Raw genomic sequence first — 22954 nt, forward strand, 5'->3', positions numbered from 1 at the left:
AACGGTAGCGGTGTTTTGTGACGACCGTTTGAAGATCATGTGACAGTTTCCGAAACACAAGCGCGTTCGGATGCGGCATGCCGAGTCCCGCTCTCCAAAGCTGACACCGAGATCTTGTTCCAGAACGGACGAATGCGATCTGGGGTTGCCATGCAACAAATCTGAAACATTCGATTGTTACAGTTTGGAGCACGTTGACGCCCGAGGAGTCCTTCACGAAGAAACCTCGGCACCTTTGGGGATCATCATTCTGGCCGATATGAAACTCGGATTTCTCATGCCACCGGTGGACATGAAGTTGCTCTTCGCGTCCTACCGGTTTGGCGAGCCCTTGCCGTAATGTCCCATCGCCGAGGAATGAAATGGATACAAGCGTAGCCCTTTACTGGCTGGGCGCGGCTGTCGCTGCGGCGGCGCTGCCGAAATTGAAACTGAGACTGGATCTGTCGAGGGCCAAGCACCCCTCCCTGGCAGGGCATTCCAATCTATCCCGCCGCATCGCCAAACTGGTGCCATTCTACGAATACGACGAGGAACATTTTTTTCGCTGCGATGGCGCTCCGGAAGAAATCGCCGCACAACGGCGCGCCGGATTCATGCGGCTTGCGGAGTTCTTGCGCAAGCGGTCTCCGCGTACGCTCGAGCTCAACGAGTCGGCGGCGGACGGCATCTCGGATTTGCAGTTCACCTCCGCCTATCGCGTACCCTTCCAGTTCAGGCGCTTGGTCCGCGAATACCTCAAAACCGGCGCTTTCGTTCAATCGTCTTCGGGAGTCACCCTCACCGACCCGGACGGCAACGTCTCCTACGATCTCGCGGGGTCTTACGGCGTCAACGTGTTCGGTTACGACTTTTACAAGGAGTGCCTGCAACGGGCCGGCGAGCGCGTTCACGAGCTGGGACCTGTACTGGGCCTTTATCATCCGGTGATCGTCAGCAACGTGGAGCGGCTGAAACTCATCTCGGGACTCGACGAAGTGTCGTTCCACATGTCCGGCACCGAAGCGGTGATGCAGGCGGTGCGGCTGGCGCGGTACCACGCCGGGCGAGCTTATGTGGTGCGCTTCTGCGGTGCCTATCACGGCTGGTGGGGCGACGTGCAGCCCGGGGTCGGCAACCCGGTGCCGGCGCACGAAACCTACACGCTGAAAGACATGGACGACGATACGCTGCGCGTGCTTCGCAAGCGCCGGGACATCGCCTGCGTACTGGTGAATCCTTTGCAGGCGCTGCATCCGAATGCGAGCGCTCCGGGCGATGGAGCCCTGATCGACAGCAGCCGATCCGCCGGTTTCGATCGGGCGGCTTACACGGACTGGTTGAAGCGGCTACGCACGGTGTGCAGTGAAAGGGGCATCGTCCTGATCTTCGACGAGGTGTTTACCGGCTTCCGCCTGGCGCCGGGCGGCGCTCAGGAATATTTCGGCGTTCAGGCCGACATGGTCACCTACGGCAAGACTTTGGGCGGCGGCCTGCCCGTCGGCGTCGTATGCGGCCGCAAGGACTTGATGAAGCGCTTTCGCGACGACCGACCTACGGATATCTGCTTTGCCAGGGGCACATTCAATTCCCATCCTTACGTGATGGCGGCGATGAATGAATTCCTGAATTGTCTCGACAAACCCGAGATCCGGAATCTCTATCGGGACCTGGATTCCGTGTGGAATGCCAGGGCCGAGCAGTTGAATCAAAGGCTTCGCGACCAGGACCTGCCGGTACGGGTGGCCAATCTGGCGTCCATCTGGACTGTTTTCTATACCCGGCCCTCCCGCTACAACTGGATGTTTCAATATTACCTGCGTGCGCAGGATCTGACCCTGAGCTGGGTAGGAACCGGCCGGCTCATCTTCAGCCTCAATTACACCGAATCCGATTTCAAAACCGTGGCGGAGCGCTTCGTGACCGCGGCCGAGAAGATGAGGCAGGACGGATGGTGGTGGTACGAGGGGGGATTGTCCAACAAGGCCATAAGACGACAGGTGCTTCGCGAGATGCTTGCCAAGCGTTTCCGGTTAGTAGGTTCCGAGTACCGTCAAAACCGAGAAGGCTAGGATTAAGCGCGAGCTTCCGTTTCCTCGCTGGTTCTACACGCATCTGTGGGTGACAAATGCTGAACGAGTCCGGATACGTATGCTCAGAGTTTGTTGATTGTATCGGTTTGAAAGGGCTGGCCGCTTTCCGTCGCGGCCTTCATAAAATGAATTTGGAACCCTGGCGGAGCTCAAGCGTGCTGTTCCGATTCCTCTTTTTCAGATGTCATGGGATCGATGAGCTGTCCTCGGAGCAGGCAAATAGGGGATTTGTAGTACAGCTTGATGTCGTGAAACGGATCGGTAAGGATTTTGGCCAACCAAACCAGCCCGGTTTGGACGTCTCTCAGGAAGAACAGTTGCACGGTTCGGAACAGCAGGCCGCCGATTCCGATCGCGAGCCATAACAAGCCCAGGTGGTGCATGAAGCTACTGTCGGTGGAGTTGGAGTCGAAAAGCCCGAACAGCGTTGGATCCAGGTAAAGAGCGATCGGAGAGAGTGCCCAGATAGCCATGAGGACCACCTTCCGCCTTAGGTTATAGCCGACCTTCACCTGTTCCTTGTACTCGTGGGTCGCCTGATTGACGACGTCATATCCTTTCGGCTCGAAGAAGAAGTGACCGGTTTGACGGGTGAGCATTGCGAACAGCCACCCGATCAGCGCCGCGGCGACCGGATCGGTGAACACCAAGGCGTAAGCCAATACGAAACTCAGCGCGCTGACGAAATGCAGCGACTGGTTTATCCGGCTGTGATGATAGTAACGGTGATCGTCCCAACGTTGTATTTCCAGAGCTTTAAGAAAACCGTGCATAGATCCTCCGATGAATAGCGCAAAAAAAAGCACGGTGTGTCCGTGCGTGAAGCGTACGAACAGCGCCGTGCGGACAGGAGAGAAAGAGACAAAGCAAAAAGTCCGAAACCCAAAGAATCAACGAGCATCCCTGCTGCCACAGCACTTCAAGGCGGCTGACCATTCGATGCCAATCCATCCATTAAGGATAAGATTCGAGTGTTACAGAGTTAATGCAATTTCCTGACTGAACGATGACAGCCGGATGACTCGCATGATTCCGTAGTTATTGCTTTGGCACAAAGAAGCGATCTTCGACAAATGCAGTCCGTAGGATGTGCCGACCATCGGGAAGCGCCCTTCGACCGGGCTCAGGACAGGCATCGCTCGCGACTGCCGGAACAATAATGCGTGTCCTGTGGCTTTTGGAGATGAGCACCGATAGTACAAAGCCCTACAAACAATGACCTTACGCTCCCTAATCGCGCAAATTACCCAACAGGACGATGTCAATTTTTTGCTGACCAATCGCATTCCGCGCCAATTTCTCACGCGGTTCGTGGGTTGGTTCAGCCAAATCGAGCATCCTCTGGTCTGTCGTCTATCCATTGCCTTGTGGCGGCTGTTTGCCCAAGTCGACCTGAGCGACGCCAAGAAAACGAAGTTCCGCAGCATGCACGAATGCTTCACCCGCGAACTTAAGGAAGGCGCCCGTCCCGTCGACGATGATCCCGGCGTTCTGGTCAGTCCGTGCGACGCCATCATAGGGGCACATGGCGATATTGAAGGCACGACGCTGTTTCAGGCCAAAGGCATCCCGTACGCCCTGAACGAACTGGTTTGTGATGGGGAATTGGCAAGCCATTACCGTAATGGCTATTACGTGACCTTACGGCTCACTTCCGGCATGTACCACCGGTTCCACGCGCCGTATGACTGCGAGATCGATCAGGTTACCTACATTTCGGGAGACACCTGGAATGTCAATCCGGTTGCCCTCAGGCGAATACCGGGTCTTTTTTGCAAGAACGAGCGCGCCGTACTGCGGACGCGGTTGAGCCCCGGCAACCACCTAATCGCTTTGGTGCCCGTTGCCGCCGTGCTCGTGGCCAGCATACGGCTTCATTTCCTGGATGTTCTGCTGCACCTCAGGTACCGCGGCCCTAACGTGATTCCATGCAAAGCGCCATTTCGTAAAGGTGACGAACTAGGGTGGTTTCAGCATGGTTCGACGATCATCGTTTTGGCGCCCAACGGGTTCAAGCTCTGCCCTCAGCTGGAACAGGGCGCCGTCATCCGCATGGGGCGACGACTGCTGATGCTCCCGTTATGGAAACTCTGAATAAGTCGATTCCGCTCATGGTTCGACAGGCTCACCATGAACGGAATCAATCCGTTTCCGTTCGTCCTGAGCCTGTCGAAGGACTTACTAAGTGATAAGAAAGAAAAGTTATACCGTCACCCTGGCGGGGAATGCCGGGGTCCAGGTTACATGGATGTATCAGCCTTGCCATCCCTGGTTTCTGGATTCCGGCAATCCATGCCGGAATGACGAGCAAAGTGACATTCATTCGTTTACGTTTAGTATCGCTTCGGCAGTTAAAGCGCGATTTTCGGCAAATTGCGATTAACCCAAGTCATTGATTGGACAAGGTAAGATCGGAGATGCATTCGAAAGATGATTCTGATTTAACTGCCGAAGCAATAATCAGAGCTTCCTTATCGATCAACGCTCATAGTACGCGCCGACGCCGTAATATAAAGTCTCCACAAGAGGTAACAGAATCCAGTCGTCATGAGGGAATCTCATGACCAGAAAAAAGCCCCAAATCGACAATAATGTACCGACGTATTGCGGGTGGCTAAGCACTGAAAATGGGAAGGCGTTGCACCACTGGATTTCATAACCGAACTTGTTGCCGTAGAACACTCCGGACCGCCCTAGGCGATAAAAGACGCCGAAATTAAATACTTGGCCGATAACAATCAACCCAATCCCCAATGACATTGGAACCAGACTGCTGGTGGGGAGTGGAATCAGGGTATTCCCTAGCAGCATGCACCAGGCAAGGAATATCCCTATTTGCAATATCTTGAATATATAAAATAACTTCTCCAGGACGGAAATCGGCTCGCCAAAACGAACGATTGCGGGATATTTGCAGACGGCCTTAAAGGTATCAGGATGATGCCAAATCCACAGGTAGGTTATCCGTTCTATGCTTAACAATAGAGCTGCGGTCAGAAAAAACCAAAGCAGCATAATCTTATTCCTTGAAAATCCAGTTAATCGAATTAAACAGAATCAGAGAACGGATCGCAACCTCGAAACGGAAAATATCAAACCTGCCGATAAAAATACGGTAATACCTATGCGTTCGGCGCGTCGAAGAATTCGGGAAAAGAGAATCCTTCACCTGGATACTCGGTGATTTTATTGTGAACGTCGGACAGCCGACGGCACATGTTCAGCGAACCGTTTGAGGCGGTAGGCCGGGGGTGGAGATCGCTTCTCGGCTGCTGAAAGTATCGACCATCCTGCCGTGCAGTTCGATTAGAGCATTTTTATACCTACTGTACGGGCATTCGCGAGTAGGTCGGGAATCCCTTCCCAATCGCAAACGGTCGCTTTAGTCGCGACCCTTCCCGACGCCGCCGTTGGGCCAAAGGGTTCGTCGGCAAGGGATTGCCGACCTACAACCATGCACCCTGTAGGTCGGGAATCCCTTCCCGACGCCACGTCCCGGCCACGCGTCTTCGTCGGCAAAGGATTGCCGACCTACGAATTGAAGCAATTCACCCGAGCCGAAGGCGCCACGACTTCCGCCAAGCCTGTTTTGCCGTACGAGCGAGATGAAAACGCTCTAATGCGGCATCGAGAACCCTTTTACGAAAAAGGTCAGGGGCATACGGTCGTCGCGTCAAGCGCCCGGTATCGGAATTCGGAATCAGCCGATGCGGCCGGTGATATAGCTTTTGGTCAAGGGATGACGCGGATGGGTAAGGACCTCGGCCGTTTCCCCCACTTCAATCAATCGTCCCAGATGGAAAAATCCGATGCGCTCCGAAACCCGCGCGGCCTGCTGTAGCGAATGGGTCACGATTACAAGGGTGAATTGACGCTTCAATTCCGCGGCCAGGTGCTCGATTTTGGCCGTCGCAATGGGATCGAACGCCGAACATGGTTCATCCGTCAGGATGATTTCGGGACGGCAGCGATGATTCGAAATCCGAGTCGATTGTCGGCGGGTTCGGAAGGCCGGACCGAGATCGCGATTCGCCGCGTGGGATGCGTTTGGAAGATCATGGAGGAAGCGGACGGCTGCCGCCGAAGGGGCTCAGTCGTCAGTTCGCGCGATGAATTTCATAGCGCCCCTCCCTCAAGCCGTTCAAGAACTCCACCCAAGGCAGGTGCCGAGTCTGGTCCATTCCTCGTATCCAGTCATTCTCGACGTATTGGATCACGACGCTCTCGGTGGCGGGGTCGATGTCGACGATGTGGAAATAAGCGCGGCACGATCGGTCGTCGCCAAGATGGTTATTCATAAGGACAACTCCTCGTTAGTTGGAAAGCTTGAACTCGGCCCCCCCGAAGCTTCGCCCGGCTATCGGGACGGTCGGGGTGAGGCGGGAGGTGCGTGGTTGGCGCAGGCGAGACGTCCCGGGGGATCATCCGCTCCGTCTGCGGGCTACCCGGCGGGTCTGCGTCAACATCTAAGGCATGATAGCCAGCGCCGCAGTCGGCATCCAGATTGAGACTTGATCTCCGTCAAACCGGCTGCTTATTTTGCAAGCACGCAAGTGGCCCGGTGGCATCGGTCTTTCATCCGAAGTGAGGCGGATGCTCTACCGCGCACCGCTAATGCCGAGGATCAGGCTGCGGCAAGGAGCACCTCCAGCCATTGGCGCGGAGTGAGTGGCGCTCGTACGGTCCCGGTGTTTCGGTTCGCGTTTATCGGCCACCATTTACACGCAACCTCGTTCTTCATCCGGCAACGAGCGATAGGCTTCGCGTCTTTCTCCTTCAAGACTCCCTTTTTACACGAGGCGTGGTTTGGAGTGCCGGGAGGCGAAAGCGAAACCGGTGACAGCGGAGCCGAACAGCCAAAAAGCTGCGGGAACGGGAACAGGTTCGGGCGCGGTACCCGGTTGACCGTTCGAGCCTGCAAACCACGCGCCGCCCGTTCCGCCGGTCAGGGCTTCGTTGAAACCGGCGACGTGGGCGGCGAAGTAATAATTGCCCTGGCCGGCGTTTTTACCGGAAAGAGCGAAATAGTGGCTTGCGTTATCGCCGTTGATCCCGGTGATGGCGAACCAGACCGGATCGTAGCGGTCTTGGCCGCCGCCGCCTGTCTTGAGTTCAAAATCGCCGAAACCATCGGCATTGCCGGACCCGAGGCTCCATCCGCTGGGCAACTTGAAGTTATTAGCGGTGAAACCGCCAGGGTTTAATGTGGTGTTGAATGCAAAAGTATCGATACCGTAGTTGGTACCCGCTTTCGAGTCCAGCACGGAAAGCGCGTCGACGCTGAACACGACGTCATCACTCGTCGTCGTATAGCCGTTCAGCAAAAGTCCGGCGGCATCGCTGCCGTCCCGGATGAACACGGTCAGGTAATCCGCATTGTCCGGAAACACGGATTCGGCATTGGATTGATTCAATGTCGCTTTCCAGATGGCGGCATGCCCTGCCGGGCTCAACCCAAGACCGAGCGCCAATGCAAAAACGACAGGCGGTTTTCTGACATGAGCAAGCATGATCGGTCTCCTCGACTTCTCGTTTGTAAGACTGGCGACACTGTATCTTCGCTTTCTTTCAAATGGGTTAAGTTTGTGTTACGGGTGTTCGTTTTTTCCGCTTGAAGCGACCTTCCGCGTTAGGCGTAGGTCCGGCTTAGCCGATACTCCGGAGCAGGCTTGTCACACCGCCTTAACGTGACTCCAGTAGCGTCCCGACTTTCGGATAGTCCAGCCATTGGAAGGATTGTTTTGAACCGCGTTCTTTTCACCTGCGCTAACTCGGAGTCACAAGAATGAAAACCAAACTGTTCCGTTTGAAATTTGAGGGGGCCTTGGCGAGCGGCATTCGCGCGCTCGATGCGGCGCGGACGACCTCGGTCGGTGCTGCCGCCCTGTTTGCGGGAATCCTGCCCGGCCCGGTCGCCGCAGCAGGCCCCGCGTTCGAGCCGGTCGGCAGCTATGCCACCGGTCTGACCGGCCAGACCTCGGCCGAGGTCGTGGCCGTCAAGGGCGACAAGATGTACGTTTCGAATGCCGCGAACGCTTCGGTCGACATCGTAGACATCTCCGATCCGAAACAACCGGTGCGTCTCAAGCGGCTCGACCTGTCCGCGTACGGTTCCGAAGTCACCAGCGTCGCCGTCGGGAACGGGCTCGTGGCGGCGGCAGTGGAGTCGGGCACCGAACCGGGCAAAGTGGTTTTCTTTTCGCCGGGCGGTTCCAATCTGCGAGCGGTCGAGGTCGGCGCCGGCCCCGATATGGTGACCTTCACGCCGGACGGCAAGAGGGTTTTGGTCGCCAACGAGGGCGAGCCTTCGGGATATGGAGAAGGCCATGTCGATCCTGAGGGCTCGGTAAGCGTGATCGACGTACTGCCCCGCCGCAAGTTTTCGGTGAAGACGATCGGTTTCCAAGCCTTCGACCCGGATCAGCCGCGCGCCGGCGATCTGCCGCCGGGCGTGCGCATCTTTGGGTCCACGCGGCCGTCGCTCGATCTCGAGCCAGAATACATCGCGGTCGATGAAAACGGCCGGAAGGCCTGGGTGTCGCTGCAGGAGAACAACGCCATTGCGATACTCGACCTCGAAACCCTCGCAGTGGAAAAAATCGTCGACCTCGGCTTCAAGGACCACTCGCAGGCCGGCAATGGCCTCGATGCCAGCGATCGCGACAATGCCGTCAACATCAGCACCTGGCCTCAGGGGCGGGTCTACGGCATGTACCAGCCGGATGGGCTCGCCGCTTTCCGGATCGGCGGCAAGGACTATGTGCTCTCCGCCAACGAGGGCGACGCCCGCGAATATCCCGGTCTGGTCGAAGAAGCCCGTGTGCGCAGCGTTACGACCAATGACTCCTTCACGGCGGCGCTGCGCGACAATGCCGCGCTGGGACGTCTCACCGTAACCACGAAGATGCCCGCCGCCGGGTCGGATGCGGAATCGACGGTCTACGCTTTCGGCGCCCGATCGTTTTCGGTGTGGGACGGCGAAACCGGCGGTCTGGTCTATGACAGCGGAGATCAGCTCGAACAGATCATCGCCGCGGAGCTGCCCGCCAACTTCAATTCCAACAACGAGGCCAACACCTTCGACGACCGCAGCGACAACAAGGGCCCCGAGCCCGAAGCCGCCGCCACCGGTGTGGTCGACGGCCGGACCTACGGGTTCATCGGCCTCGAGCGCGTGGGCGGGGTGGTCGTGGTCGATTTGGGCGATCCAACTTCGCCGGCCATCGTCCAATATCTGCAAAACCGCGATTTTGCAGCCACGCCGGTGGGGCCGGACAGCGGCCCGGAAGTGATCGACTTCGTGCCGGCCCATAACAGTCCGACCGGCAAGCCTCTAATCGCCGTTTCGAACGAGGTGTCCGGCACCGTAAGTTTATGGGGACCGAAGGGCGAGTGACGGCAGGTTATTCGAAATCGCGTTCAATTAGGCATTGTTTCGTAGGGGGGGTAGGCGCACATCAGCACTGACCGATCGCCGATCACTGTGCTTCGCGTGCGCCGTAACCCACCGAACGACCTTCAATCGGTGGGTTACGCGGAACCGAGGGGCTAACCCGCCATCGATGGGTTTCGCTTCGCTCTACCCATCCTACGATGAATGTTTACTCCAATGCCGAGTTGAATAAATACAACCTGAAAACGGAGTTTCCGGGATTCGAAAATTTGCGTAGAGCTCTATGTTTCAGAGACGGTGCGGCGGAGGCCGGAGCTCTCCGCCGCCGGTTTTTCAGGGAATCCGCACGATACGGTCTTGCGGACCGGGCGCGATTTGTACGCCCGGCGCGGCCGGATCGGAATCGGCTTCCGGATGGTTGAACCAGGCTTCGAGGGCGTCGAGGTCCTGGGCGCCGCCGAGCCGATCGGTGCCGAGCTTCAGGACGTAGAACTTGTCCCCGCCGTCGGCGAGGAAGCTGTTCACGGTGACGCGATAGTTCGCGGCCGGGTCGACGGTCGCGCCGTTTAGGCGGATGCTGGCCGGGTCGACCTTGTCGCAAGGCGAACCGCTGGCCGACCACTGATAGGTGAAGCCCTTCGAGACCTGCAGGATGCGGTCGAACGCCTGGCCGGAGTCTCCGGCCGGATAGTTAAAGGCGGCCGGCGCATTGTCCGCGCCGCAGCCGGTGAATTGCTGTTCCAGCAGAATTTCGATCTGGGCTCCGGTCAGGGTCATGGTCACCACGCTGTTGCCGAAGGGCTGCACGGTAAAGGCTTCGCCGTAGGTTACGTTGCCGTCGCCTTCGCCGGTCGCGCTTGACGCGTAGCTTAGGTCGGCACGGATTCCGCCCGGATTCATGAACGCGGCTACCGCGTCGCCGAAGCCCGGAGCTTCGGTGGCTTTCAGTTGCGCGTCGGCGATGACGTCGCCCAGGGCGGACTCGCCGGCCGCATTGGCTGTGCGGGTGATATCGGCGGTGATGGAACCGATTACCCGGTTGGCGATGGGCTGGGCCAGTGACTTGTAGCCGTCGACGACGGCTTTGATGCCGGCGTCCGGGGTGACCGTCGCGTCGGTCTGGTCCACCAGAATATTGGTGGCGCTGACTGCCGTCACGTCACGGGTTTTCCGGTCGATCGTCAGGTCAATGTCGGTCAGGATGCGTCCGATGGAATTGGCGCTGGTCACCGGGATTTCACGCCCCTCCCGGTTCGCGATCCTGCAGTTGTAGGCCTGATGGGTGTGGCCGGAAATCACCATGTCCACGGCATCGTCCAGTTGATTGACGATGGGTTTGATGGGGGTTCCGTCCAGGTTGCCGGCGCACTGGTTCATGGTCGTGGCGTTCTGGGCGACGGGCTGGGTGCCGCCCTGATGGATCAGCACGACTATGGCTTCGACCCGCTGCCGCCGCAATTTGGGGATCAACGCGTTGACGGTATCGGCCTCGTCCTTGAATTCCAGTCCGGAGACGCCGGACGGCGTGACGATGGTGGGAGTTTCCTTGAGGGTCATGCCGATGAAGGCCACGCGGACGCCGCCGTAGTTCTTGATGACATAAGGCGGGAAAACGGGCTTGCCGGTAGCCGTGTCGACCACGTTGGCGGCCAGGAACTTGAAGTCCGCGCCGGCAAAGGAACCATCATCGGCGGTAGGCGCGCCGACCGAGGCGCCCTGGCAGGAGTTCGGATCGGTAGGATGGCAGCCGCCTTTCTGCATGCGCTTCAGCTCGTCCTTGCCTTCGTCGAACTCGTGGTTCCCGACGGCGTTGATTTCCAGCCCGGCCATGTTCATGGTCTCGATGGTGGGCTCGTCGTGGAACAGGGCGGAAACGAGGGGCGTTGCGCCGATCAGGTCGCCCGCGGAGACCACGGTGGTGTAGCGGTTCTCGCTTTTCAGCTTGGACACGTACCCGGCGATCCAGTCCACGCCGCCCGCCGGCTTGCCGCCGAAGGAGCCCGGCGATTCGAGCTGGCCGTGGAAATCGTTGAAAGCGACGATCTTGACCGTCGTGGCCGGCCCGGCGCCGGCGCAGGCGGTGCCGCCGACCAAGATCAGCGTTACGGCACAGGCGAGTTTGTTGAGTTTCATGGTGTCATATTCCTCGGTTTGTTCCTGAGAAAGGCCGGGCGAGTCCCGGCGGACCGCCGTGTATCAAACAGCATCCGTGTTAAGGCGACCTGACAGTTGTATTACCGGGAGGTTATTAACCCGGCCTATAAATATAGGCCGGGTTAATCCGGGGCAGGGATGCCCCGGCGCGGCGACAAGCCGCGTGAGCCCAGGCCGGGCGTGTACCGGCCTGGGCGGCGGCCCGAAATACCAGGAGGGTATTTACGGGCCTGATTAATAATAAGTTCGGTCGTCGAAAGTGTAAGCAGCGAAGACCGGAGCTTGGATATCTCCGCGCGATGCCGCCCGGTGTGTCGGTCTCGGGTGAAAACTTCACAGGGCTGTAATGGTTTCGGGTGTTTAATACGGTAAACCGAACGACGCATGCGGGTTGCCGGCGGATGCCTGGACAATGAACCGCAAAAGCTGCGATCTCGTGTTCGAGTGGGATGAGGGGCTAAGTACATTCAGGGAAGTCTTGCGGCATAGACAACCTGCAGGACAACCCCGCCAACCAAGCCAATCTGTCGAGATTCCGCAAATATTTGAGGAATGTACTTAGAGCGTTTTTCATCCCGGTGTACGGCTTCGTGTCGGGCGGGAAAAACGTAGGTCGGCAATCCCTTGCCGACAAAATCCTTTGCCGAGCCGGTACGTCGGCAAGGGATTGCCGACCTACATATCGGGCTCTCTGACACCGAATTGGAAAATGCTCTAGGAGCCGCGGGCGCCGGTTATCGGAGTCGTTCGTCAAAAGCCTTGAGATAACGGTATCGGCCGCTTGACGGCCGGGCACATAATAGGGGGCATATGGAAAAGGTCGCCATCCGTGCATATCCGGCACCGGGAATGATCTTGCTCGCCTTCGATTGGGACGAGGGGAGCCGGCGTAAGGATTTCCTGGGTTTCGCCGCCAGGCGCACACCCGGATTTCGCGATCCCGCGACGCGCCGGTACGCCCCTTCCAGCTGGCTTCTGAACCGCATCGACTTCAACGGTCCGGCCGACCCGGAACAGCCCGATTTTCCCAGCAACGAAGCGCCGATCCAGAAGTTTCTCTGGTGGGACGCACGAATCGGCGATGAAGACCGGGCGGCCGCGAGCGCCGGACGCAATCCGGTTTTTCGATACGAGGTTTTCCCGGTGATCGGCACGCCGGGGAATCTCCAGCCGCTTGCGGAAGCAGCGGGAACGCTCGATGTCACGCTGCCGGCAGAAGTCGAACACGGCATCGGCACCTGGTTCAACCGTGCGGTGCTGAGCTCCCAGGGTTTCATGCGGAAGCTGCGCGGCATGGGGCTGGAGCTCGACGACAAACCCAGCGCGGAGCAGGCGCGCGAATTGCGCCGATGGCTGGCCAACGGTCTGGACGGCGTGGTCCCGGCATTTCTCAGGCAGGCGAGAGAGGCGGTCGGGGCGATCTACCATCTGACCGACGAGCTGTTCATCGTTCCTGCGCTGGATACTTTCAGCCGGAATCATTCCCTGGCCCTGGTCTACGACGCAAAGAAAACGGAATCGGCGGACGGTGACAGGGTTTCGCCCAATCAACCGGCGGTGGACCGGCTGAAGGACCGGGTGGCGTTTTTCCCCCGCGACAAGGCCGCCATCATGCACAACAAATACCTGGTGTCGGGCCGCGGGTTGGCCGGCCGTCGCCCCGCGGCAGCGCGGGTCGTGTGCGGTTCCGCCAACTACACCACGGGGGCTTTGTCGACCCAGGCGAATTTGATGCACACCTTCGATTCGTCCGCCCTGGCCGGGCTATATTTCGACCGCTTCAAGCGGCTCAAAGACAATCCGCCTTTGTCATCCCTGGCGCGGAATGCCCGCTGGTCGAGTCCGATTACGGTGGGCGATGCCGGGGTGCGGGTTTTCTTTTCGCCGGAAGCGAGTTCCCAGCGCGAATCCATCGACACCATCGTCGAAGCCATCCATCGGGCCAGGAGTTCGGTGCTTTTCTGCCTGTTCACGCCGACCGACGCCGAGCTTCGCGACGCCTGTTTCATGGCGGGGGACAACGGCAAGATGATGTTCGGACTGGTCAACCGGATCGCCAGGCCGAAAACGGACGAGGCCGTCCGCGCGGACCAGATCGCCGCGCTCGAACTCTACCACCGCTCCCGCCAGGGTCGCGACGTGATCGGCGCGGAGCGTTTCCGCCGGTCGGATACCCCGGAGGGCTTCGATACCGAACTCATGCTGTTTCCGGGGGAAGCGCCGCCGCCGTTCCCGCCGGTCATCATCCATCACAAGTTCATCGTGATCGACGGGGAAACCGCTCAGCCGGTGATCTACTCCGGTTCGGCCAACATGAGCAACAACTCGCTGCACCGGAACGACGAAAACCTGCTGGAAATCCGGGGCTCCCGCCGCATCGCGGCGATCTATCTCGCGGAGTTCTTCCGCCTGTACGAACACTACCGGGCCCGCGCCGCGTATTACCGCGACCGGGAAATGCCATCTTCCGGCCGCCGCACCTTCAAGCTGCGGTCCGATGCCGGTTGGGCCCGCAAGCATTACTCGCCGGGTACGCCGGAATACAAATCGCGCCGGGCGATGGCGCACGAATGACCTCGATCACTCAACACGGAGAAAGCCACCATGCCCCTGAAAAATTATGGCGTCTTGAGAGCGACGCCGGTCGATCGGCATCTCGGGACCGGCGACAACCCCCATTATCAGATTCTGGCGGTGGACGATCAGGATCGGTACCGCCTGGCGGTGAACGTCAAGTCCAAGCTGTGGCCGTCGGAATTGTCCTACCTGATCGTGCCGCACTTCCGGCATCCCATAACCGAGTCGCTGGAACAACTGGAGCCGGGCTGGCACAAGCTGCCCTCGAAGCCCGGCGGAGTCGCGCTGGATTACATCCGCGGCAATCTGTTCGGCTCGTTCGCCGAAATGACGCCTCTCCCGTTTTCCGTGCCCGGCCCGGACAACGACCTCAACGAGAAGATCGACCGCTACGTGCAGCGCGCCATGGCCAGCGAGAACGCCTGGGTGTATGCGTTCGGCGAGCCCTGGGGGCCGGAGAACAAGCGCGACAAGATCTTCGGTTTCGCGCCCGGCCGCGGCGTTCACGACATCCACATGAATCAGGGCAATGCCGACGATTTCGTCAAGGACGACGGCGTCTGGCAGGACGGCGGGCTGCTGTTCTGGTACGCGGACCAGCAGGAATGGGTGGCCCTCTTCCTGAAATTTCAGTCGCAGGCGATTCATACCGATGATCGTACCGGGCATATGTTGCCCGAAGAGCCGGGCGGTCCTCCCGCCGAACACGGCCTTCCGCCCCGGCCGACGCCGGTATGGCCTCCCACCCATGCGGTACCGGACGGCCTGGTGCGTATCGTGGCGGCAAAGGTCAATACGATCGAATCGCCGGAAGACGAAACCGTGATCCTGCTCAATACCTCGCCACGGCCTATCGATCTCGACGGCTGGGCACTGCTGGACCGCGCCAAGCACCGAAAGCCGCTGACGGGCACCCTGAATCCGGGCGAACCGATGATCATCCACGTTCGGCCCGACATCGAATTGTCCAACCAGGGCGGAATCATCTCGCTTCTCAATGCCGAAGGGCTGAAGGTGCACGGCGTGAGCTACACGCGCGATCAGGCACGCGAGCCGGGATGGACGCTCGTGTTTTAGAGCGTTTTCCATCCCGGTGTACGGATTCGTTCCAGGAGGGGAGAACGTAGGTCGGCAATCCCTTGCCGACGTATCGGCTCGGCGAAGGGCTTTGTCGGAAGGGTCGCGACTAAAGCGACCGTTTGCGATTGGAAGGGGGACTTTGGTGCTCCCAAAGTTCCCGTTTGCGATTGGAAGGGTCGCGACTAAAGCGACCGTTTGCGATTGGCAAGGGATTGCCGACCTACATATCCGAATCCCTTACACCGATTCGGAAAACGCTCTAAAGCGTTTTCATCGCGCTCGTATGGCAAAACAGGCTTGGCGGAAGTCGTTGGCGCCTTCAGTTCGGGTGAATGGATTCAAGCATTCGTAGGCCGGCAATCCTTTGCTGGCGAACCCGTTGCCTGCCAAGCTTGCATGTCTCGATGTGCCTAGCCTTGATCGGGCGAGCCGGTGCTCCCGTTACAGCGGAGACAAAGGGACTCAGAAAAGCCGCCGCACTCTAAGGCTGGAAACCATCAGGAAACTTTGCACCAGGAATATCATCGGCCAGGCATTGACACTTTCCGGTACGAACGCGGCGACCAGGAACAGGGTCGGGAACAGGACACCGTTGACCGTGATCGGAACCCCTTCAAAGGCATTGCCCTGCGAAATGTTGTAGCGCGCCAAACGCAGCATTCCGCAGGTGACGAACATGATCAGGATCAGTGTCTTGATCCAGTGATGGGTGTCGATCGAGAAATAGAGAAACGCCGGAGCCACGCCGAATGACACCAGGTCGGCAAGCGAATCCAGTTGTTTGCCGAACAGGTTCTGTTGGTGAAGTAGGGCCGCGATCTTGCCATCCAGGCTGTCGAAGAGCACGGCCAGCACCAGGAAACCGGAGGCCCAGTCCGGATGGCCTTCGGTGGCCAAGAAAATCGACATCAGCCCGGAGGCCAGATTGCTGATGGTAAACAGATCGGCAACTTTTATTAGTTCCAGCATTTTCATGGGATAGATTCCTTCTCGTGATGGTCGTGCTTGCTCAATGTCTCCCGGCCGTTGGTTCTCGGAATAAGACGACATTACTTTTGCGAATCGAAGTTCGTCGTAGCGGCGTAGACGATGTCCTTCGACCTCGTCGCTCACGTCTCTTTTCCGGCGAGCTCATCGGATCATGCCCAGACGTTATGACGCAGCCATGACAGCGCAAGTTTTCCAGACCTTTCGCCACGCGCCATCCGATCGGCCGAAACAAAAGGGCGCTATCAATGTCGTATCAGCCGAAAGGATTCGCCAGTGGTACACGCCTACTACGGAACTGGAGTCAAGATCAGTGATGCCTTGTCAAATGAACGGCTTCTCCGGCAACCGCTATGCGGACTTCTATGAGTTCGCGCCCGTGGGTTACGTAGGTTTGGATGCGTGCGGCATCATTCGTGCCCTGAACGCGACCGGCGCGCGCCTGCTCGGTGGTCAACGGGATCATTTCCTCGGTTCTCTCTTTCTTTACCTCATCGCCGAACAAGACCGCCATCAGTTCCTGCAACATCTCCGGGACTGCCGGATATGCGGCACCGGCCTGACCGAGCTCACCTTGCTAACCGTCGAGGGACGAGGATTGCCGGTCGTGCTGGACAGTCGAATGGGCGCGCCAGACGATTCCGGGACGGATGTTCATTACTGGGTCTCGATAATCGATGTCAGCGAGCGGAAGAAGGCCGAAGCGGCCGTACGAAAGGCGCAAATCGAACTGGCTGAGCGGGCTCTCCAGCTCGAGGCCGCCAATCGCGCCCTGCACGAATCCGAGCGTCGCAAGGACGAGTTTCTTGCCATGCTGGGGCACGAACTCCGGAATCCCCTGGCGCCCATACGCAACGCCATGGCGATCATGCGGAAACTCGATGCGCCGGACTCCCAGCTTCGATGGGTACGGGACGTGGTCGACCGGCAGGTCACTCAGTTGGCGAGGCTCGTGGACGATCTTTTGGATGTCTCGCGGATCGTTCAAGGCAAGCTGACTCTGCGCAGAGTGCCTATGGATTTGACGGTGGTGATCGATCAGGCGGTTGAGACCTGTAAGCCGCTCATGGACCAGCGCCACCACCGTTTTACGGTTTCGTTGCCTGCTGATCCGATTCGGCTCGAGATTGATCCTGCGCGTCTGGTACAAGCAATCTCGAACCTCTTATCGAATGCCGCCAAGTACACCCCGGAAGGCGGCTTCATTTGGCTTACCGCATTCGTTGAAGATAGGAATGCGGTTATTTGCGTTCGCGATACCGGAGAGGGAATTCCCAGCGCGTTATTGCCCCGCCTGTTCGACGCCTTCACTCAAGCCGACCGCACTCTGGACCGCTCTCAGGGAGGATTGGGGTTGGGGCTGACCATCGTGCAAAAAATCGTCGCTTTGCATGGCGGACAGGTCGAGGCCCGCAGCGAAGGGCAGGGAAAAGGCAGTGAATTCGTGGTGCGGTTGCCGCTCGATTCGCCTACGTCCTTGCCGCAAGAGGCAAGCACCGATTCCGTGGCGGATTGATGCTTTTAAGGAAGCTCTGAACAAGTGGAATCCGTTCATGCCCTTCGACAGGCTCAGGACAGGCCCGTCGAAGGACTTAATCAGAGCTTCCTTAAGTGGCATCTTACGATTCCAGTTCGGCAGCCGTCGCAGGTCGGCAATCCTTTGCCGACAAACGCGATCGACGTGCAAAGCGGCGGCTCGGAGATCAGCCTGATCCAAGATGGCGAGATCTGCGCCTTGATTCAGCAGCGTGCCTGATTTTTCTTGGCCGCCATCACGCTGGTCAAACCGGCGAGTCCGGAGGCCAAGAGCCACACGGCCGCGGGCAAAGGCACCGGGGCCGGTTCGCCGCCGGACAGAACCGCGCCGATGGTCACGCGGATCGCGTTCAGATCGATCCAGGCCTCACCCTGACTGCCCACCGGAACGGCCCCCAGCATCGTCGTCAAGAGGACGTCCAGTTCTTCGCTCCGGGCGATCGACTGCTCGAACAGCGTGGTCCAGCTGCCCGCCTTTTCGCCGCCGCTGCCGCCGAGGCGGAAGGATTTTTCACCCGAGTCGCGGAACAACTCGTCGTTGGTAAAGTCGTCGAGCCGGAGCCGACTGCTGGCCGAAACGCCGCTGTTCTTTCCGGCGAGTGCGTAGTCGCCGCCCTCCGCCAGGTGAAACTGATTGATCAGAAATCCGTCCTTGGCGATGACCTGAAATTCCATGGTTTCCCTTAGGCGCTGGGAAGCCGAGGCGGCAGAACGATCGGAAAAGGCGAAGCTCAGGGTATCGCCGTCGATGGACGGTGTCCCGAAGTAATCCAGGTCCTCGTCCGCAAATTGGAAATAAACCGATTGGCCTTCCAGCAGGGCGGCCTGCGCGGCAGCCCCGCTGAAAAAGATAAAAATGCCTGTGATTGCACCGATAAATGTCTTCATGAGCAGTGACTCCTTACAGTCAGTTTAAAACGCAACGAAAAACCCGAATTCCAAACATTCCCTCGTATCTCTCGTCCTACAAAAGCGGCGACCCTATACGTCTGCGAAAGGCGCGTAGAGGTATGACGGGCGACGATGCCCGGATTTCCACACTCCAATTCCACCCATCCCTGCCTGGTTTATCGATTCGGCGAGATAACCAAGATAAGGCTGTTTCCGAACGACCTTTGATACCCCCCAAAATGCTCTGACAAGCCTCGATATACCGTTCTTATCCCAAACGGCCTCTCCGCTGGCGCCCAAGCTTCGGCTTGGGCGCCCCGCCCGAGAAGCTCCCGCTTCTCAACGTCGGTTCCCAAACGGGAGTTTGGGAACCAGCACACACCCAGCGCAGGTCGCTTCAGTCGTACACCCTCAACCGACAGCACGCTTTCTATGCCTTTGGGTTCCAGGGCGTCGCTCGATGATTTCCGGCGCTTTCATGCCGAAAAGGTCAACGACAAAAAAATCTTTCAGTTTTTGTTTATTAAATCGAAGTTCTGTGAAGATTTTGTTAAGGGTCTGTGACATTTTGAGAAATTTCGATGGCGGCCTATTGGTGGTTCGGAATGTGGTCGCTCTTGGCCCCGGCGGACGGCTCCGGGACCGATGGCGAACCAGAACATGCGAGAGGGCGTATACGGCGTTTTCGTAACAGGCGGCGTGAGCTGCTTGCTGAATAGCTATCCGACGCCGATCCGCGTTTAGGTGAAAAGTCTCCCGTCGGGTTCGGATGTCTGGGGATTTAGCAGCAAACTCTGAGCCAAGGACTCGTGTTTCGCTGAATCAATGGGATAGGATGAAAATCTACGGTGGGCGTAAAATTCGCTGACGCCAGGAAAATACCCCAGGCGCACCGTTTCAGGTATTTTTCCAAATCGCTTTCAATCAGGAATTGTTTTGTAGGGCGGGTTAGGCCGCGAGGCCGTAACCCGCCGAACGGCCTCGGATCGGTGGGTTACGCTTCGCTAACCCACCCTACGATAATGTTCGCTTGAATGTCGAATGGATTTACAAGGCGTCTGAAGCGATCCGTTCGTCGCCGGGAAGAGACATCCCCTCCGGCAGGCGAATTTTCCTGTTTGGTGTAGCGTCTCCAGTAAGTCGGGAAGGGATTCCCGACCTACTCGCCAGTGCCCGTACAGTAGGTATGAAAACGTTCTAGCTCGCCTTCTCGAACACACGGCCTTGCACCGCGTCGAACCCGAGGCCAAAAAGCAGATCGGCCTCGTCCTCCCGTTCCACGCCGGTGGCGGCAACGCGGATACCCAACTCTCGTGCGTATTGGCATAGCGCCTTGAGCAGGGCCTGATTGCCGGCGTCATCGAATATCCGGCGGCAGAGAGCCCCTTCCACCTTTACCCAATCCGGCATCAATTCGTTTAACCAGGCCAGTGCGCCGGGATAGGGCATGAAGCGATCCAGCACGAACCGAAAACCGTCTCTCCTGAGCTCGCTAACGGACTCGACCGCTTGCGGGGCCAAAATCAGCCGATTCAAGGGGACTTCTATGGCCAGATTTAATCGAGCGGGCACTTTATGTCTAAAAGATTGAGCGAATCCCGGCTGCATGATGGTGGCCACCGACAAATTGACGGACCACGCCGCTTCGGGTTTTTCCGCCATCGCTTCCTGAAGGCGTGCGACGACGAGTTCGTCCAGCATCGGAGCCAGATCGGTTTCCTCGGCAATGTGCGCCAAGGCGCCTGCGGAGAGCCGTAATCCGTTTTCTGTCACGATGCGCGCGAACACCTCGTAATGCTCGGGTGCCGAAGCGTTCCGGCACATGAGCGGCTGCCGCTCCAGTTCCACTCGACCGTTGTCCAAAGCCTGCCGCAGCAATGCGAGCCGGCCGCTCCCGCCCGGCGTCGGATCTGCCTCCGCAATCCGAAAGCTCCCGCTGGACCCCATCTGCGCGTCGCGCAGCGCAGCGTCCGCCCGGGCAAGAAGTGCCGTGCTGCTATCGCCGGAAGAAAGGGCCGCCCCGATATGGACGGTGCAGGACGAAGCGATTCCGGTCTCGAGTAAAGCCATCACCGTCGATTGGGCGAGGTGATGGGTCAGATCGCTTAGGCAATCGGCATCGGCGTGCTCCAACAGCACGGCAAACTGCGCGCCGTCGATTCGCGCCGCCGAGCCGTGCGTCTTTTCGGCGACAGCTTCCACAACATCGGCGAGAAATTTGACGACAAGATCTCCCGTATCGCGGCCGAATCGGCGATTGCATTCCGCCAGTCCGGTGAGCTGAAGGATGGCAATGGCGTGCTGCGTTCCGGATATTGCCAGGGCCGCGTCCAGCGATGCGAGAAAATACGCGCGATTGAAAAGACCGGTTTGCCGGTCGTGGTGGAGATCCCGCTGTAGTTTCTCGATGGTTTCCATCTTCGCGTTCAGCATGCGCCGCACCGCTTCCGACATGCGGTTGAACGCCGAGCCGATATGATGCAGTTCGCGAATACGGGGCAGCTCGGCCAAAGGCTCGAACTTGCCTTCGCCGATGCGAAGCGCCAGATTTTCCAGCCGGTCCAGCGGACGTAATGCCTTTTGCAGCAGCCATACCGACAGCAGCGCGGAGATCAGCCAGAAACCCAGAGTCCAGCCCAGGATGGACCAGGTCATCTGCCAAAGTTGGCTATATCCGAAACCGGGATGGCTGGCCACATCGACCACGGCTGAAAGTTTCCAGCCGGCCATCGATTCGGCCCGACCCGCTGGAGCGTCGAACGGCACGCGGCTGATGAACCATTCGGGAGCGCCGTCCACTTTCAAGGGGAGTTCCCGCTCCACGACGGATTCGCCGTTGGGGCGGATCACGGCGATACGCCGGTAGTAGCCGCTATCGTAGAGAGCGTCCACCGCATTGGCCACCGCCGCGATGTCGTTGCTCGCCAGGGCGGGCGATAGTTCCAGCGCCAGAGTGGTTGCCGTTTCTTGCGCATGAGCGTGCAACTGGCGTTGCAGAAAGCCGTGGGTATTCACCAGGCCGGTGGCGAAAAGAGCCAGCCCCAGCAGTAGAAACAGCAGACTGAGCAGCAGGACCAGCAGGGTTTTCAGGCTCATCGTCTTCATCGAATCGCTCCCGTCTTTTCGTGGTGCATGCGCGCCAACAGATCGTTCCAGTGGCGTATGTCGGACGCTTCACCCAGTTTGCCGTGCTGTCCGCGCTGCTTGGCCGACCACAACCCCTCCGCATTGAAGCTCATGGTCGGTGCTAGATCGGTCCTTGCGGCGGCCGGCCGGATATCTCCGATCAGATTGTCCAAAATCAGCGGCTCGGATTCGGGGGTAGGGTAGTAGGCCAAGACCATGTGCGGCTCCATGCGGCTCAGCTGTGGCCGCCAGACCCGGACATAAGTGACCCGCAACCGATCGGGAGCCACTCCTGCCGCCCGCAGGGTGAAATATTTGGCCAGGGCGAAATCCTCGCAGTCGCCGCCGTTCGCGGCCAGGAGTTCCACCGGAGTCGCCCAGTAGTCGCGGCGCGCCCATTGATCAGGGTCGGAGATGTTCGGCAGGCGGTTGAAGAAATCGTTGACTCGCGCCAGCTTCTCGTGCTCGCCGGCACCGCCCAGATGCAGAACCAGGTCGCGCCACGCCGACAGACGTTCGACGGCCGCCGATCCATAGCGCTGGCCGACCAGTTCCAAGGTTCGTGCATTGGGGAGCAGGTCCATTTCGACGCCCGCCACGGCAAGGACCGCAAAAGCGGCGCTCCATATCAATAAGCGTTTCAAGAGCTAAGGGGGTTGATTTGAAGGAAGCGTATCTTGCCCCATCTCGGCGAAATTTCGCCACCTCATAACCCGGTGCTTCAGCGTTTTTCACTGAAGTGTAGCGGCGTGGCTTGGGAAGCCGCCCCGTACCTCTAAGTGCCTATCTCAGTAGGCCGTTCGCCCTGAGCCGAGTCGAAGGGTTTTTGAAACCTACTGGGAAGGCTCTAAATGTAGGCCGAAACGAGCGGCCGTAGCTCGGCAATCCTTTGCCGACGAAGGCGTCCGGATGCAGGCCCGGCTAAGCGTCAGCGCTTGATGGCAAACGGTCGCTTGCGTCAATAGCTTTCCAGGGGCATGGATATCTATACAGGTCAGCGGACCGTCATTCCGGTATGGATTTTCGCTGGCTCCCAAGCTTCCGCTTCCCGCAACCGCATGCGGATCAAGAAGCGGGAGCTTCTCAACGTCGGTTCCCAAACGGGAGTTCGGGAACCAGCCTAACGACGGAGGCATGC

At 58.8% G+C, this 22954-nt stretch carries 16 protein-coding genes; 6 read left to right on the forward strand and 10 right to left on the reverse strand.

Annotation, left to right across the window (positions count from 1 at the left end; all coding sequences use genetic code 11):
• The first annotated feature begins 362 nt into the window (after window positions 1-362).
• Entirely contained in the window at window positions 363-2051 is a 1689-nt protein-coding gene (locus B2A78_RS11080) for an aminotransferase class III-fold pyridoxal phosphate-dependent enzyme (protein ID WP_077730053.1), read from the forward strand.
• Window positions 2052-2221: 170 nt separating this feature from the next.
• Here B2A78_RS11080 and B2A78_RS11085 read toward each other — a convergent pair whose 3' ends face one another.
• Entirely contained in the window at window positions 2222-2845 is a 624-nt protein-coding gene (locus tag B2A78_RS11085) for a hypothetical protein (protein WP_077730054.1), read from the reverse strand.
• A gap of 442 nt (window positions 2846-3287) precedes the next feature.
• Between B2A78_RS11085 and asd the strand changes: the two genes are divergently transcribed.
• The gene (gene asd, locus B2A78_RS11090; RefSeq protein ID WP_077730055.1) at window positions 3288-4166 is read left to right on the forward strand and encodes an archaetidylserine decarboxylase; all 879 of its coding nucleotides are present in this window, start codon (window positions 3288-3290) and stop codon (window positions 4164-4166) included.
• Between the two features lie 384 nt (window positions 4167-4550).
• Here the strand turns inward: asd and B2A78_RS11095 are convergent, their stop codons facing one another.
• From B2A78_RS11095 to B2A78_RS11110, 4 genes are all read right to left on the reverse strand, one after another.
• A complete protein-coding gene (locus B2A78_RS11095) occupies window positions 4551-5087 on the reverse strand; it encodes a methyltransferase (RefSeq protein ID WP_077730056.1) in 537 nt (178 codons plus the stop codon).
• A 685-nt stretch (window positions 5088-5772) separates the two neighbouring features.
• Window positions 5773-5952 carry a hypothetical protein gene (locus B2A78_RS11100; RefSeq protein WP_205780751.1) on the reverse strand — a complete coding sequence of 60 codons (180 nt, stop codon included), beginning with the start codon at window positions 5950-5952 and terminating at the stop codon, window positions 5773-5775.
• A 217-nt stretch (window positions 5953-6169) separates the two neighbouring features.
• Window positions 6170-6370 carry a hypothetical protein gene (locus tag B2A78_RS11105; RefSeq protein WP_077730057.1) on the reverse strand — a complete coding sequence of 67 codons (201 nt, stop codon included), beginning with the start codon at window positions 6368-6370 and terminating at the stop codon, window positions 6170-6172.
• A 492-nt stretch (window positions 6371-6862) separates the two neighbouring features.
• The gene (locus tag B2A78_RS11110) at window positions 6863-7582 is read right to left on the reverse strand and encodes a hypothetical protein (protein WP_077730058.1); all 720 of its coding nucleotides are present in this window, start codon (window positions 7580-7582) and stop codon (window positions 6863-6865) included.
• A 275-nt stretch (window positions 7583-7857) separates the two neighbouring features.
• Between B2A78_RS11110 and B2A78_RS11115 the strand changes: the two genes are divergently transcribed.
• Window positions 7858-9468: a choice-of-anchor I family protein gene (locus B2A78_RS11115; protein WP_143735147.1), complete on the forward strand. Its 1611-nt coding sequence runs from the start codon at window positions 7858-7860 to the stop codon at window positions 9466-9468.
• Window positions 9469-9798: 330 nt separating this feature from the next.
• Here the strand turns inward: B2A78_RS11115 and B2A78_RS11120 are convergent, their stop codons facing one another.
• The gene (locus B2A78_RS11120) at window positions 9799-11598 is read right to left on the reverse strand and encodes a bifunctional metallophosphatase/5'-nucleotidase (RefSeq protein WP_077730059.1); all 1800 of its coding nucleotides are present in this window, start codon (window positions 11596-11598) and stop codon (window positions 9799-9801) included.
• Window positions 11599-12429: 831 nt separating this feature from the next.
• Here B2A78_RS11120 and B2A78_RS11125 point away from each other — a divergent pair.
• Together B2A78_RS11125 and B2A78_RS11130 are read left to right on the forward strand one after the other, a co-directional pair.
• Window positions 12430-14193: a phospholipase D-like domain-containing protein gene (locus tag B2A78_RS11125; RefSeq protein ID WP_077730060.1), complete on the forward strand. Its 1764-nt coding sequence runs from the start codon at window positions 12430-12432 to the stop codon at window positions 14191-14193.
• 30 nt (window positions 14194-14223) lie between these two features.
• Window positions 14224-15273: a DUF2278 family protein gene (locus B2A78_RS11130; protein WP_077730061.1), complete on the forward strand. Its 1050-nt coding sequence runs from the start codon at window positions 14224-14226 to the stop codon at window positions 15271-15273.
• Window positions 15274-15738: 465 nt separating this feature from the next.
• Here B2A78_RS11130 and pssA read toward each other — a convergent pair whose 3' ends face one another.
• Window positions 15739-16251: a CDP-diacylglycerol--serine O-phosphatidyltransferase gene (pssA, locus tag B2A78_RS11135; RefSeq protein WP_077730081.1), complete on the reverse strand. Its 513-nt coding sequence runs from the start codon at window positions 16249-16251 to the stop codon at window positions 15739-15741.
• Window positions 16252-16579: 328 nt separating this feature from the next.
• Between pssA and B2A78_RS11140 the strand changes: the two genes are divergently transcribed.
• On the forward strand, window positions 16580-17779 hold the full coding sequence (locus B2A78_RS11140) for a PAS domain-containing sensor histidine kinase (RefSeq protein WP_240502489.1): 1200 nt from the start codon (window positions 16580-16582) through the stop codon (window positions 17777-17779).
• A gap of 224 nt (window positions 17780-18003) precedes the next feature.
• Here the strand turns inward: B2A78_RS11140 and B2A78_RS11150 are convergent, their stop codons facing one another.
• From B2A78_RS11150 to B2A78_RS11160, 3 genes are all read right to left on the reverse strand, one after another.
• Window positions 18004-18687 (reverse strand): VPLPA-CTERM sorting domain-containing protein, encoded by a 684-nt coding sequence (locus tag B2A78_RS11150; protein WP_077730064.1) that lies wholly within the window; start codon window positions 18685-18687, stop codon window positions 18004-18006.
• A 1200-nt stretch (window positions 18688-19887) separates the two neighbouring features.
• A complete protein-coding gene (locus tag B2A78_RS11155; protein WP_077730065.1) occupies window positions 19888-21795 on the reverse strand; it encodes an EAL domain-containing protein in 1908 nt (635 codons plus the stop codon).
• Window positions 21792-22448: a transglutaminase-like cysteine peptidase gene (locus tag B2A78_RS11160; RefSeq protein WP_205780752.1), complete on the reverse strand. Its 657-nt coding sequence runs from the start codon at window positions 22446-22448 to the stop codon at window positions 21792-21794. Before B2A78_RS11160 ends, B2A78_RS11155 begins: the two co-directional genes overlap by 4 nt.
• Between the last annotated feature and the right edge of the window lie 506 nt (window positions 22449-22954).

The organism is Methylocaldum sp. 14B, from assembly GCF_002005105.1.
Taxonomy (GTDB): Bacteria; Pseudomonadota; Gammaproteobacteria; order Methylococcales; family Methylococcaceae; genus Methylocaldum.